This is a genomic window from Paenibacillus sp. FSL L8-0644, assembly GCF_038008165.1.
Taxonomy (GTDB): domain Bacteria; phylum Bacillota; class Bacilli; order Paenibacillales; family Paenibacillaceae; genus Paenibacillus; species Paenibacillus polymyxa_D.
The window spans coordinates 695,166-709,590 of record NZ_JBBOYN010000001.1 but is presented as its reverse complement, the minus strand read 5'-3'; the positions used below and the strand labels follow the sequence as shown (position 1 = coordinate 709,590).

The window sequence follows — 14,425 nt, the reverse complement described above, 5'->3', positions numbered from 1 at the left end:
GCTAAAATAGAATTCCTACTCATGTTTAACAGTTATGAATCATTGTTTAAATCGATTTAGAGGGTATAGTTAACATAGGAATTCCTTTCTTTAAATTTGAAAAAGAATTGAGGTTGATCATAATGGAGGAAATGCTGAACTCTGCAAAAATTTTCAAGGAAGATTTATATAAACAATTAGCCAGAATCGGAAAATGTTTATCCAGTGACAAGCGTCTTGAAATTTTGAATGTGTTATCCAATGGTTCTAAAACAGTAGAAAAAATAGCCACTTGCACAGATATGAATATTGCAAATGTATCTCGCCATCTTCAAATTCTACTCGATGCAAAACTTGTTAAATTCACGAAAAAAGGAACTTACGTCATTTACTCATTGGCTGATCCTGAAATTACAGGATTTCTTTCGTCCTTATGGCGGATCAGTGAGAAGCAACTTCCGGATATCAGTAGGATGAAAGATGATTTCTTAAACAACCTTGATGACGTCCAGACGCTTACAATGGATGAGGTTATGGACAAACTTAATAGTTCTTCCTTGATTCTGGTGGATTTGCGTCCGAAAGAAGAGTATGAAAGGGAGCATATTGCGGGAGCAATTTCGCTGCCGATGGAAGAGTTGGATGTGTTGATGCGCGAGTTGCCCAAAGACGCGGAAATTATCGCATATTGCAGAGGTCCTTTATGCGTATATTCAGCCCTGGCAGCACAAAAATTACAATCGGAGGGGTTCACTGCTTATCGCATGGAGGAAGGCTTAAATGAGTGGCAGGAACATTTTCAAGTGCATTAAACTGATTTCTAGGTACTAATTTGAATCTAAAATTATCCCATTCAGACAATCTCAACTTTCCAATTAGGTAATAAAAAAGACTTCGAGACCCATTACTAAGGGGCTTTGAAGTCTTTTTTATGTAAGACAATTATTCTTAAACGTAAAATAACCTCTAACAGAATATCATTCATAGCTGCTTACACGTCGAATGACTCTTTTTGGTGAAGCTGCGGTAGATACGTTGATGAGCCTTAAGCCATTCATTAACCCTCGTTGTAGCCCTCGAAATGCTAGAACGGAAGCAATTAGGATACGTCATGTGTTTGATACGATCCCTAACTTACGCTACCACTGAATAGTATCGTATGAGGTTAAGTTATATTCGTTGAGTAAAAGATTAAACTGGGCGCAGAATCGACATATAATTAGTAACAAGCGAGTCGTAATACCCAATTTCACCAGAGGATCTAGATAATAACTGTGCACCTTGAACAAATGCAATAAGCGTTTGGGCCTGTTCAAGAGCCTCATTAGAAAAAGTGAATTCTCCAGATTTTTTTCCTTGATCAAGCACATGTTCCAGCCAAGCCGTATTTGCATCAAAAAATAAATTAAGCTCCTCGCGGATCTCCAGTGGAAAAGAATTTAATTCTGCTGCCATCATTGAACATAAACAAAGCTTGGTGTTATTCTCCAACGTTTCGCGATATAGACCAAAAAAAAGTTGAATTTTTTTCATTGAACTAAGCGTTTGATCAGTAACTTCCTGAAGCCTACCCACAAAATCTTTGCGATATCGGAGAAGGACGGCTTGCACTAAATCTTGTTTGGAAGGAAAGTGATAATGGATGCTTGCTTTGCGAATACCTATAGCCTCCGCGATATCTGCATAGCTAAAACCGTTATAGCCCCGTTCCTGGACTAATGTAAGCCCTACATCCATAATCTCTTGCAATGTGTTTTTTTTTGTATTCATAAAAGCAATCTACCATTCAGTAAGTATACTGTCAAGGCAGCTACCTCCTTTTACTGTTTAAGAAAGGGTCAACCACATGATGTGATTGACCCATAAGAAACCACTTATCTCAAGCGAGCTGTAACTCCGCCATCTAACGGCATGACAATACCTGTAATCCATGAAGCAGAGTCACTGGCAAGGAAGAGAATAGCTTCAGCAACGTCTCCCGGAGTTCCGTTACGTCCAATAGGATGGAACGCATTAAAGGTTGGCAGCACTTTAGCAACCTCTTTTTCCGTCATAAAGCTGTTGTAAATCGGTGTTTCAACTACAGCAGGTGCTACAGCATTCACCCGAATTTGATCACCCGCGAGTTCCACAGCCAAGTTGCGAGTTAAAGCGTGGCGTCCTGCCATCGCAGCAGAATAAGCAGAAGAAGGCGTTGACTCAACCGCTTGGATTGCCCACATCGAACCTGTGTTTACGATGGCGCCTCCTCCTCTTTTCTTCATTTCCGGAATGACGGCTTGAGATGGATAGAATGTTCCCTTCACGATCGTATCCAAATAGGATTGCAAATCTTCAGGTGTATGCTCAAGCACAGGAGTTGGAACAAATTTACCTGTGTTATTCACGAGGACATCAATTCCACCAAATGCATCCACAGCGGTTTGAACCAGTTTCTTCGAGGTTTCGGGCAGACTGATATCACCGGATACGGCCAGTACTCGCTTACCTGAAGGGTCAATCTCCAAAGCTGTTTGCGTCAATACATCTTGTCGACGACCGTTGATGATCACATTTGCACCTTCTTCAAAAAATCGTTGTGCTGTTTTCTTACCAATACCGGTTCCTCCGCCAGTGACGATTACTGTTTTATTTTCAAATTTCATTGTGTTACATCTCCTTCATCCATGTTATTTTAAATCCTTCAAAGCTTCGTCTTGTCTTTTCCGCCACCTGTGATAATAATTGTTATTTTTCCACCTACTCTGAGTCCCAGAATTAAAAACAGCTTAAAATCATTTTCAAGTCCAGAAGAACCTCACTGGATTGATTTAATTCTACCTTCTAGTAGGTAGATAGTCAAGTGTATTTTTTATTCTATAGTAGCTTCTTGTTCAATAGAGTCCCTTACTAAGGGTAAGATCGCTATCGATAAAAGTGAAGACTCATCCTGTAGAATGTAATTGAATCCAACTACGTAATATTGCATGTTCATTTCATAACTACAAAACCGGCTACACCATGCGATAGGTATTGCCGGTTTTGAGCTTATTTTATTAGTTAACGGGGACGAATTCTGTGATTTATTAATGATCACGGAGACCAAAAAGGAATCAAAATTATGCTCTGGTCATCATAGTTATATCATTCAGAAATATTCAAAACAGCACGAAATCTTGTCGATGCTGACATCATTTTATCGTATGCTTCATCAGCACGCTCTAAAGGAAATGTTTCAATCATGGGGCGAATATCTGTAAGAACACTGAAATTAATCGTTGCTTGAATTTCTTTCGCTCCGCCTGTAAAAGAACCTCTTACTGTATTGGGACCTTTCAAGAAGTCCATTGCCGACAATTCCAATTGGTCGCCCGAACCGGCTACTATGATTAATTCACTGTCTTGACCCAGTCCGTTTATCAGTGAAGAAATGGCTTTAGCGTTTGGTGCTGTAGCCAGAATGACTTTGGCTCCTCCCAAAGCTTGTAAAACCGCAGCGGGATCTTCTTTTTCAGAATCAATGTACAGATGTGCCCCAAGTTGACGTACAAGCGTTTCTTTATCACTTCCCCGGGATATGGCAACGGTACGATATCCAGCTTTGTTTGCATACTGAACAGCAAGGTGACCTAGACCGCCAATTCCCTGAATAGCTACCAGATCACCAGGCCGAGCTTTACTATTTTTGATAGCGCTAAAAGTCGTTTCCCCAGCACACATTAGTGGAGCAGCTTCCATCGACGAAACTTCACTTGGAATACTGGACAAATTATCCTCATAAGCGACCATGTATTCAGCATAACCACCGTCAATTGTTAATCCAGTTACATGGCTATGTCCTCCATGCCACCCAATCCCGACACGCTCTCCAACCTTCCACTTTGATGAACCTGCTCCAAGCGCATCAACGATTCCAACCACTTCATGTCCAGGAATCCGAGGATACTCCGAGGCAGCGCCTCCAATGGCCATCGAATCTCCGTTACATACACCACAAGCCTCAACACGAATCAGCACTTGTCCTTCTGCAGGTTGCGGAACTGGAATCTCAACCAGTTTCATTTTTTCCCCTTTAGCCGGTACTTGCATAGCTCTCATCATCTTCATGAATAGACCCCCTATAATTTTAAAATGTCGGAACTTCATTAGTATAAAACAAATAAAATATTTATTCTATTATTTAATTGTATAATTGAATAAATATTTTTTTATTACTATGTCCTGATAACGAATGTGAAATTCATCGTTTATTGAGAACATCTAATTTATTCTTTAATTGATAATTTTTAAGACTGCAAGTTCAGCTGACTGAAGAGCACCCTCTAGATGTCCACCAAACTCAGTACTTGTTTCTGTTCCAGCGAATACAATATTGTTTTTCCATTCACCAACTACAGGTATTTCTCCATAATTCGGGAAGTCTTGAAGTGGAATACTATCCTCATATATAGCCGTATCAGAGTCCACAGACCAATCCTTGTATAAAATAGTCCTTACTTTTTCTGCCGAAGAGCCAAAAAGCCTAATTAATTGTTCTTTAACCTGCTTTAAAACCTGCTTTTCCCCTAAATGATGACGGACTTTCGAGGGCATACCAAAGAAACCAAATAATGCACCTGAACCTGTAAGGGGAGAAGCATCATGAATTTCTTGCAAAGGGCCTACCCAACTCGATACGAAACCTGAAAGTCCATCTTTTCTCCAAAAAGGCTCATCATAGACAGCTATAGCTTTGGCTTGCCCTGCCATCCAGGTTGGTTTGTTGATAAGGTTTAGGTTCATTTCAGGAGAGAATGCAGGGATAAAAGTAATATGTCGTGCAACAATACGAGGCGGTAATGCTAAAATAACAGCCCGAGCGATAAATTCTTTTGTTTTTCCATCTGAAAGTACTGCACTTATCGTGATAGAGTTTTGATCGTTTAATTTAATTGTCGTTACACGTGTTTCCAAATCAAAGATTTCAGGTGGTAACTTACTATATAATGCGTCAATTAAAGATTGCACTCCTCCTGTAAACCGTGATGATCTCTCCATTGAGTGAGCAGGAAGGATATGGCGTTCAGGTGCTTGGTTCTCGTATCGCTCAAATAACATAGCCCCCTCGGTGTGCTGATCGAAAGTTTCGAGGTTTAGCTCCTGAACGAGATTGGCGATAGCATGCTCATATCTCGGCCAGAACCAAGTGGGTCCTAGATCAAATTTCCCCATTTCAGGTTTGTCTGGATGAAAAGCATTTAAAACTCTCCCACCAATCCTATCTCTAGCATCTAAAATCTTACATTCAATACCTTGTGCTGTAAGTAAAGTGGCAGCTCGCAAACCACTTAAACCAGCGCCAATAATAATCACCGGATTTTCCATTTCTGTTCTCCATTCCTGTAGATAATTTTAAGTTCATGTTGAGTATCAAAACTTTTTTCAAATATTATATTGAACAATTGAATATTAGGTCGTTATGCTTTTTAAGTCAAGTGTGGATCTTCTTTTTCTCTAATATTTGATAGAAGAAATTTTGAAGGAAATCATCATATCTATAGCATCTTTACTAAAGAGAATCTGAAAGCAAATGATTCCAATTTAGGAGATGTATATTTAAAATTCGTTTTATTTTAATCATTTTGTTTTATTGCATTGCAAAGTTGTTGTAATCTTATTTCTAATTGTTCAAATTGAACAAATCGTCCTTCGCGGAGATGTTCCTTCTGATCAAAAAACAACATGATCGTGGGAACTGTAAAAGTCAACAATTTACCTGTAACCTCTTCTACCTGGGTGGCATTAATGTGCGCAAGCTTTATTTCTGGATAATTACTGAGTAATTCTTTTAGTTTGGGATAAATCGCATGGCATACATTACATTCCTCCTGCGATACATATAACATGCTTAATCGATTACTTTGAATAAACGTATCTATTTCTTTCGTTGAAGTTATTTCTTGGACATCCTTCATCTCTAATCCCCTTGCTGTATGTGGAATTCGATCCATATTTAATTCAAAAGCTTTTTTTCCTATAGAAATAATGGATTTCATCACAGATCTATTCCGTCCTGTCACACGACGACCCAAGCAAATTGCGGTTTCTCTATTCGATAATGCTACTATATCCAATCAAGAAAATTATTTTAAAAAAACGACGGTTTGTCTAATTAAAACCGTCGTTTTTCTCCTACATATCAAATAATCACAAAATAGATTTGTTTTAAAATTTTTAATCAATTGTCTGTTTGCCTAAATCCGATACAGACGCCTTAAAATGGTGTGTAGTATTACATTCACAAATTCATTCTATTTTATTTCTTTTTTATTTTCTCTCGATGAGTTCAACAGGTGGATTAACGTTGCTAACACTCCCAGTAATGCCAAGCCTGCAACAATGGCCATCGCGGTATGCATGTTAGGCAGTAGTTGATTCTGCTGAGTAGATTCATTCGAACTGTTAAGAACAGCTGTAATAATAGCTAAGGAAACCGCTCCGCCAATTTGCAAGCTGGTGTTAACTAGACCGGAAGCAAGACCTTGTTCTTGTGGGGCTACCCCGAATGTACCTTGCACGTTCACCGCAGGGAAGGCCAAAACGAATCCAATACCAATTAAGATCATCGTTGCGAGAAGGAAGTTCCAGTACGGTAACGACGGATCAACTCGGAAGAACAGGAGATAACCTACGGAAACCGATGTCAGACCAATCAGTATCGCAACGACGGTTCCAAGACGTTTCATTACTTTATCGATTCGAGGACCAAAAACGACCTGGAATAGGCTTGATGGCAGAAAGGCCAAAGCTACCCACAGCGGCGCCCACCGCAGCGAATCTTGGAGGTAAATGGTCACGATGAACTGAAATGCCATAAAGCTACCAAGCAAGGTCATCGCCGCCAAATTCGCGTTGCGAAGTGTTGCTGACCGTAAAATGCCAATCCGGACGAGGGGGTGAGGATGTTTTCGTTCTACCAGAACGAAGGCCACCATCAGGGCTACGCTTGCGACAAGTAATGCAATCGTCCAAAAGCTCGTCCAACCTTGAACTGGAGCTTCAACGAGGGCGTATACTAATAGCAGCAAAGATCCTGTAATAGTAAGTGCTCCCCAAAGATCAAATTGCTTAAGAGTGACACGTTCCCGTGTTGAACGTGGAATCAATCGCAATCCTAAAAGGAAAATGATGATAGCAAGTGGCCCAGGAGCAAATAAAGTAATACGCCAGCCGAGTTCAGTGAGAACACCCCCGAGTACAAGGCCTAGTGCAAAACCGGTTGTTCCGAAAATCGAATAAATACTTAGTGCTTTCATTCTGGCGGGTCCCTCGGCAAACGTTGTGCTAACAATCGACATTCCCGCAGGTACCGTGAATCCTGCTGCTATCCCCTTTACGAGTCGCAAAGCGATGAGTGTCATCTCGTTGCTCATTAATGCACTAACGATCGAGGCTAACCCAAATACAGCAACAGCGATGAGAAAAACTTGGCGACGTCCGATTAAGTCTGAAACTCGTCCGCCCAGAAGAAGAAATCCTCCGTAACCCAAGATATACGCATTAACAATCCATTGTAGTGTTCCCGTTGAAAGGTGTAGTTCACTTCCGATGGAGGGCAGAGCGATGTTGACCATCGATAGGTCGATTCCGTCAAGGAAAAGTGCACTAGATACGACCAAAAGGAGTATCCATGTCCTAACGCTCCATATCGTTCCATGTTCTTGCGTCTCATTTGAATGTTCAGAACGATTAATTTGCCTTTCTTCATTGATAATGGATTTATCAATTCTATATGTTTGATTTGACATTATTTCACTTCCTTTTCTCCATTGTGGATGTCAACTTTCTATCATCACATCCATAATTTCCACCTTTATGTTGAAACAAAGTTAAGCTGATCCCAAATTTCACGAATCTCTGAAAAAACACTTCATATTGAAGATTGAGGGAAGTTTATGCATTCGGTCTGTTTTGCATGTTGTCCATCTATTCGAGTTCTAATTTCCGTCGTTATGGTTAATCGCCTGCTCAGGTTCTCTACCTTTAATGACGAGTAGATTTATATTTGAAAGATAGCTGCGATCAGTCCTCAGAACCTGTTCCCCCAATCAAATCATCGACTTGTTCATGTTTTATTTCTTTAATATATTGAAATATTCAATTGAATAATTGAATTATAGTGTTAGGTATTTCATATGTCAAGCAAGGTTAAGTGATTCTATTAATATATCAATCCCTATTGAGATGGGCGAAGTGTTCAAAATTCCCTTAAATTTAGTTCTTCAAAAGAATCGGTAATGATTGTTCATATTGTAGCCAGTACCTTTTTTGAATTAGTTCATCACAAATAATATTTAATTCAAATTCCACTCCTGTACCCCTTCATCAATCCTATAAGCAGTAAATCCTTTCTTCTTTATATGTTCCACAGCTTCCGTTGTATTCACGCAATAGGGACCTCTACAGTACACTGCAAGTTCTATTTGCTTAGGCAGCGTTTGAAGGTATGCATCGAGTTCTTCCATCGGTACCGATATTGAACCTTTTATATGCGCTGCCTCATACTCGTCATTAGGACGGATATCCAAAACAACGATCGAGTTTGAAGCCATTCTTTTGATCAATTCTTCTTTTGCAATCGTCTGAATACCTTCATATTGATGAAGCAGGTCTTCTTTAATACGAGGTATATCGGAAAGCCGATTCTCACAGAGCTTCCATAAGACAACTAAAAACTCGGTCACTACAGGATCTTCTAGACTATAAATCGCGTAGGTCCCTTCTTTTCTGAATTTCACCAGGCGCGAATCCAACAAGATTTGAAGATGCCGTGATACGTTGGCAACACTCATACCCGTATGTTGGGCTAAAAGCTCAACAGATTTAGGGCCGTTGGAAAGTAAATCCAAAAGCTCGAGCCGCTTGTCACTGGACAAACATTTTCCGATACGGGCATATTGCTGATATAATCTTTCTTTAATGGACGTTTCTGATTGCGAGTGCATCATACAAACCTCCTTTCAAGTCCTATTAAAAATCGGCAACTACTCAGTTAAAGCATTGCCGATTTTAATCTATTTTATTGGTGTTACTTGCTTGCCAGATTTTCAATTTTTTCTTTTAGTATGTGCTTTTGGTTAATTCCCACCATCGTATCAGCTAGTTTACCCTCTTTAAACAAAAGAAGAGTAGGGATACTTCTGATACCAAATTGCGAGGCCAGTTCTGCCTCTTCGTCGACATTGACTTTTGCCAGTGTTGCTTGTCCCTTTAGCTCATCAGCTAATTCCTCTACAATCGGAAGCTGGATTTTACATGGACCACACCAAGGAGCCCAGAAATCGACCAAAGTTACTCCCGACTGAATTTGATTATGAAATGTTTCTTTCGTTAATGTTATTGCTCCCATAAAGAAAGACCTCCCTTAAATTTTTAAAATACTTTAAAATCAATCAAATGTTCAATTGATTGATTGAATTATAGTATAATAAAAATGTCCCGTCAAGTTGTATTTTCCCATCATTCACTAACTTTCATTACTTTAAAGTTTTTTGATGAAATACGGTTTGGGGGCACATTAAAGCTCGGAGGCACTTCTGCGACTTCTTTTTTAATGTGTAGTTACAAACATTTGATTGAGCCCTGAGTATACTCATCTCAAACGAGCTGTAACTCCGCCATCTAATGGCATGACAATTCCTGTAATCCATGAAGCCGAGTCACTGGCAAGAAATAGTATGGCTTCTGCTACATCCAGAGGGGTGCCATTCCGTCCGATCGGATGAAAGGCGTTAAACCCAGGAAGCACTTTAGCCACTTCTTCTTCACTCATAAAGGTGTTATAAATCGGTGTTTCAACAACGGCAGGTGCTACAGCGTTCACTCGGATGTGATCCCCAGCGAATTCAATCGCCAAATTTCGAGTCAGGGCGTGCCGTCCTGCCATGGCGGCCGAGTAAGCAGATGACGGCGTTGCTTCTACTGCTTGGATCGCCCACATCGAGCCCGTATTAACAATCGCTCCTCCCCCTCTTTTTTTCAATTCGGGAATGACAGCTTGAGAGGGATAAAACGTCCCTTTCACAATGGTATCCAGATAAGATTGTAAATCCTCTGGTGTATGCTCCAGAAAAGGAGTCGGGTTAAATTTCCCTGTGTTGTTAACCAGTACATCAATGCCGCCAAAAGATTCGACGGCCAGTTGGACTATTTTTTTCGAAGTTTCAGGCAGACTGATGTCACCCACAGCGGGCAATACCTTTTTTCCTGATGGATCAATCTCTAAAGCGGTTTGTTTCAGAACCTCTTCACGGCGGCCATTAATGACGACATTGGCACCTTCCTCAAAAAATCTTTGCGCTGTCGTTTTTCCGATTCCAGTTCCTCCGCCAGTGACAATAACCGTTTTATTCTCAAATTTCATCTTACGCATCTCCTCGTTTTCATTAATTTTCATAAGTATCTGGCTCAAAATACTGACTAAGGATGTACCTCTATAACAAAGTATTCAAAGAGAAATCAGAAACGGCCTATCTTATAGTTCACCAATTTTCATTTCCTTATTCCCCTCTTTAATCGAAAGATAGACTTTGCGTGACCAGCACCATAGAGAGGTCTTGTTTTACACTTGAACACCATTCCTAATGCGTTTTCGGTGCTAACAAACTAAAGCCTCTTCATCTCGGATGGTACCAAGTCCGTGATTGAAATAATATTGTCGATTTACTTTCAGAGAAAGTAGAACCGATCTTCCAAACCCAAACATTTAGTTTCAAAACAGAGAAGAAGTGAGTAAAATGATAATTCGACCGACTTATCAGGCATTGTAAACAGTCCCGAAAACCGACCTAAACTGCAAACCACAAGAAAGGCGTCCAAAACTATCATGGTCTAGGTGCTACCATCATGAATCAGATTGAACTTGGCTTGTTGTCCTTTAAGCTAACCATGGATAAATTATCTAGTTGCAACGCACTTTGACTTATCACCTCTTCTAGATTGTTGTAGCACCGATCCAACTTCTTGCATAGGCGGTCAACTCATCCCGAAAATTTAAACTATGGTGTCAGCTTGTAGAAGCAGGTTCTAGGCCAGGAATTTCGTCTTCTGCTAGGCTGCTACTAGCCGTAACTTTTGTTGTAATTTTATAATAGTCCCCATAATTCAATATCATTCTAGATAATGAACCTGTGAATTCATTATCTAGTTAGGGTTCGCTCGTGAAACAAGAGCAAAATCACAGAATCGAATCCCAACGTGGGAACTCATCTGTGATTTTGCTTTCCTTGAATATTTCCACTTTGGATTATTTGTTCATGCTGAGCCATTTTCAATTACGATGAAATGGAACCACTCACTGATCTTATAATCTCTCAATTTGTTTTTTTAATATCTTCATGCTGTTTTGAATAATAAGTCTCTGAGCACCACTTAATTTGAGGCTCTCTATTCTTCTCATAAATCTTTATTAGTTGGTTTAAAACGAAAACCTTTTGTACGATATTTTCACAAAAAAAGTTAAGCTGTCGTTCATAAAAATTAATTTCCTTTTGATAAGGATGGCGATACGTTTGATTCCTCTCATATACATCAAGAAGCTGAATATGTAAATTATATATATCTTTATAATTAATCTTAATCTCCTCCCTTCTATTTTAGAATCAGTATACCCATTTAGACAAGGAAATAGACATATGAATTCAATCTAATATTTATTAGAAATTAATCAACAAAATGAAAAAACTGATGAGATGGTTTCGCCCCAACTTAAAAATTTCAATCTATAAACAGGCCTGTTAATTTTCTAAATATCTCAGTAAGTTAAAGCCTAGGTACCAAAGATGCATTCTCCAAATAACAGGATGAAATTAGAATGAGTGCAACATTTTTCTGAAACGGGTAGCCATTTCAATCAGCTATACATAAAGTAAAAAAGCCCCTTTTCAACGGGGCTTTTTAGGTTAGATATTAGATTGTCCTGTTGCTAAAAATGTATATAACATAATTTTATTATAGCGAGCAAAGGTAATTCTCCCTTCAGTTAATGTTTGTCTCACTTCTTGTTATAAAAAAAAGGCTATCCTTTTTCACCATAAAATAAGAATACTTAGATTATTTATTCACTGATAATTTTGTATTCACTTATCCTTTATTCCTGATTTCATTGGGTTTTCGGGGATATTGACTGTCTCATTTAGATGGTATAAACAGTCTCATTTAATAATAAAATTAGTCTCAATTGATGTTATAAACCACATGTATTGCTAAAAATTTAAATCTTGTAAGCCTTCATAGCTTTTCTTAGCTCTTTGAACGAAGGACGTTTACCATACATTAAGACACCCGTACGGTAGATCTTGGCGGCCAGCCAACCGAACAGCAAAATGGAGGCGACCAGAATACCAAGTGACAGCCAGATTTCCAGCAGGCTCGCCCGTTCCAGACCAATCCGCAACAGCATGACGGTTGGCGAGAAAAATGGGATGTACCCGGCAACCTTTACGAAAATCGTATCAGATGCGGCGATATTGAAGATACCGATATAAAAGGCTGCTAGTGACAGCACGGTAATCGGCATGATCGCCTGTCCCAACTCCTCGGTACGGCTAACAATGGAGCCCACCGCGGCGAACAGTACTGCGTAGAGAAAGTAGCCGAGGATGTAGAATACCAGACCATAACCCAACACCGCGATATTCAGTTGCGACAGATCCAGCCCGGCTGAGCTAAGAATGACATTATTATGCGGCAGCATAAGGTTGGCACATACAACGGCTGCAAAGACAGCAATTTGCAGCAGGCCGACCAGGAAAATGCCGATAATTTTTCCGAACATCTGGGTCAACGGTGAGACACTTGTGATGAGAATCTCCATGATACGTGAGCTTTTTTCCGATGTCACCTCTGCAGCAATCATATTCCCCGTCATCATGGAGGAGGTGAAGAATAAAATCATCAGTACATAGACCAAACCATAGTTAATCATAGAGGTCTCTTTTTCCTCTGTCCCCACAGCTCCCCCTGCCTCAGACGAACCGTCTACTTCCCTGCTATCCACCATTACAGGTGTGCTAATCTCACGAATTTGATCACTGGTCAATGCATTGCCGCCCATAATGGCTTTGACCTTAGCTTCCTGAAGTCCCGTCTGCAACAATGTAATTACAGCAGGAGATGGCTCTTTTTCTACAGAGACATATTCCACTTTAGGAAACGTGTCTCCCTTGTCGGTAGGCTCCGTGAACTGTACGTAACCTTGCAGCTCCCCATTTTTCAAGGCTTGCTGCATGGCTGGTGTTTGTACGTTGTCATAACGCTTCCAGATGGCTGCCGGGTTGGATTGCTCCTTGGTGAATTTCTCCAGTTGATTCGCCACTTCTATCCGGCTCCCGGCAATCAGTCCCAAGCGATGATGCTCGGCTGCCGTCGTGCCCGAACCTCCTGTCCCATCTGCTTTAAACAAAGAAATCAAATATGGCAGATTCATACCAAGCGTAATGAGCAAGGCCAGTACCAGCGTTGTAATGATAAAAGATTTGGTTCTCGCCTTCTGACGAAACGTAAAACCGATTACCGTACCCAGTCTATTCATGGGAATCACCCACCTCTCTTATGAAAATCTCGTTCAGCGTAGGTTCCTTGATCTCAAAATGCTCTACATCCGTTTGCTCCAACGCCGTTTGTAATACCAACTTCGCCGCATTCGGCTGCTCAATATGCAGCATCCAGCCGCGATCCATAGGCTCTACACGGCGCACGCCGGGCAGCTGTTCCAGTCCGTTCACTTCACCTGTAGTGATGAGACGAACTTTTTCACGCGGGTAACGGCCCTTAATCTCCTGCACACTTCCCTGCACAACTGTATTTGAGCGATGCAAAATCGTAATATGGCGGCACAGTTCCTCCACATGCTCCATGCGGTGGGTCGAGAATAAAATCGCAGCCCCATCGTCCCGCAGCTCTTTCACCGTGTCCTTAAGCAATTCAACGTTTACCGGATCAAGCCCACTAAAGGCCTCATCCAAAATGAGCAGCGTCGGGCGATGCACAACGGCGGCAATAAAGCCCATTTTCTGCTGATTTCCCTTGGATAGCTCCTCAATCCGCTTGTCGTAATATTCGGGCACCCCAAAGCGCTCCAGCCAGTAGCGTAGACTTTTGTCCGCCTCCTTAGCCGACATTCCGCGCAACCTGCCCAAATAGTTAATTTGCTCGCTCACCTTCACCTTGGGGTACAACCCGCGCTCCTCGGGCAAATAGCCCATCGTCCGCTGTAGCTCCTTGCTGTAGGGCTTGCCCTCATATTGAATGTTACCTCCATCAGGGTAAATCAGACCGAGCACCATGCGCATCGTTGTCGTTTTGCCTGCTCCATTGCCTCCCAGTAGTCCGTAAATCTCCCCACCGTTCACATTCAGCGAAATTCCGTTCACCGCCGTGTGGTTCCCATATTGCTTCACGACCTCTTTCAATTCCAGCATGTTCATGA

At 40.9% G+C, this 14,425-nt stretch carries 13 protein-coding genes; 1 reads left to right on the top strand and 12 read right to left on the bottom strand.

Features of this window, described 5'->3' with window-relative positions; translation table 11 throughout:
* Positions 1–122 precede the first annotated feature (122 nt).
* A complete protein-coding gene (locus NSS94_RS03275) occupies positions 123–791 on the top strand; it encodes an ArsR/SmtB family transcription factor (RefSeq protein WP_340954064.1) in 669 nt (222 codons plus the stop codon).
* 379 nt (positions 792–1,170) lie between these two features.
* Here the strand turns inward: NSS94_RS03275 and NSS94_RS03270 are convergent, their stop codons facing one another.
* The 12 genes from NSS94_RS03270 to NSS94_RS03215 form a co-directional block, all read right to left on the bottom strand.
* Entirely contained in the window at positions 1,171–1,749 is a 579-nt protein-coding gene (locus NSS94_RS03270) for a TetR/AcrR family transcriptional regulator (RefSeq protein ID WP_340954062.1), read from the bottom strand.
* 104 nt (positions 1,750–1,853) lie between these two features.
* A complete protein-coding gene (locus NSS94_RS03265; protein ID WP_341038642.1) occupies positions 1,854–2,624 on the bottom strand; it encodes an SDR family NAD(P)-dependent oxidoreductase in 771 nt (256 codons plus the stop codon).
* 478 nt (positions 2,625–3,102) lie between these two features.
* Complete coding sequence (locus NSS94_RS03260; RefSeq protein WP_340954059.1) at positions 3,103–4,065, bottom strand: alcohol dehydrogenase catalytic domain-containing protein; 963 nt, start codon at positions 4,063–4,065, stop codon at positions 3,103–3,105.
* A 165-nt stretch (positions 4,066–4,230) separates the two neighbouring features.
* The gene (locus NSS94_RS03255) at positions 4,231–5,322 is read right to left on the bottom strand and encodes a flavin monoamine oxidase family protein (RefSeq protein WP_341038640.1); all 1,092 of its coding nucleotides are present in this window, start codon (positions 5,320–5,322) and stop codon (positions 4,231–4,233) included.
* A gap of 248 nt (positions 5,323–5,570) precedes the next feature.
* The gene (locus tag NSS94_RS03250; RefSeq protein ID WP_341038639.1) at positions 5,571–6,071 is read right to left on the bottom strand and encodes a thioredoxin family protein; all 501 of its coding nucleotides are present in this window, start codon (positions 6,069–6,071) and stop codon (positions 5,571–5,573) included.
* A 177-nt stretch (positions 6,072–6,248) separates the two neighbouring features.
* Positions 6,249–7,547 (bottom strand): MFS transporter, encoded by a 1,299-nt coding sequence (locus NSS94_RS03245; RefSeq protein WP_341040385.1) that lies wholly within the window; start codon positions 7,545–7,547, stop codon positions 6,249–6,251.
* Positions 7,439–7,723 (bottom strand): hypothetical protein, encoded by a 285-nt coding sequence (locus NSS94_RS03240; protein ID WP_341040438.1) that lies wholly within the window; start codon positions 7,721–7,723, stop codon positions 7,439–7,441. Before NSS94_RS03240 ends, NSS94_RS03245 begins: the two co-directional genes overlap by 109 nt.
* A gap of 568 nt (positions 7,724–8,291) precedes the next feature.
* Positions 8,292–8,945 (bottom strand): ArsR/SmtB family transcription factor, encoded by a 654-nt coding sequence (locus NSS94_RS03235; protein WP_340954055.1) that lies wholly within the window; start codon positions 8,943–8,945, stop codon positions 8,292–8,294.
* Between the two features lie 80 nt (positions 8,946–9,025).
* Positions 9,026–9,346 carry a thioredoxin gene (gene trxA, locus NSS94_RS03230; RefSeq protein ID WP_340954053.1) on the bottom strand — a complete coding sequence of 107 codons (321 nt, stop codon included), beginning with the start codon at positions 9,344–9,346 and terminating at the stop codon, positions 9,026–9,028.
* Positions 9,347–9,589: 243 nt separating this feature from the next.
* Positions 9,590–10,360 (bottom strand): SDR family NAD(P)-dependent oxidoreductase, encoded by a 771-nt coding sequence (locus NSS94_RS03225; RefSeq protein ID WP_340954051.1) that lies wholly within the window; start codon positions 10,358–10,360, stop codon positions 9,590–9,592.
* A 1,848-nt stretch (positions 10,361–12,208) separates the two neighbouring features.
* A complete protein-coding gene (locus NSS94_RS03220) occupies positions 12,209–13,528 on the bottom strand; it encodes an ABC transporter permease (RefSeq protein ID WP_341038637.1) in 1,320 nt (439 codons plus the stop codon).
* Positions 13,521–14,423: an ABC transporter ATP-binding protein gene (locus tag NSS94_RS03215; protein ID WP_029515932.1), complete on the bottom strand. Its 903-nt coding sequence runs from the start codon at positions 14,421–14,423 to the stop codon at positions 13,521–13,523. The genes NSS94_RS03220 and NSS94_RS03215 overlap by 8 nt, the downstream gene beginning before the upstream one ends.
* Between the last annotated feature and the right edge of the window lie 2 nt (positions 14,424–14,425).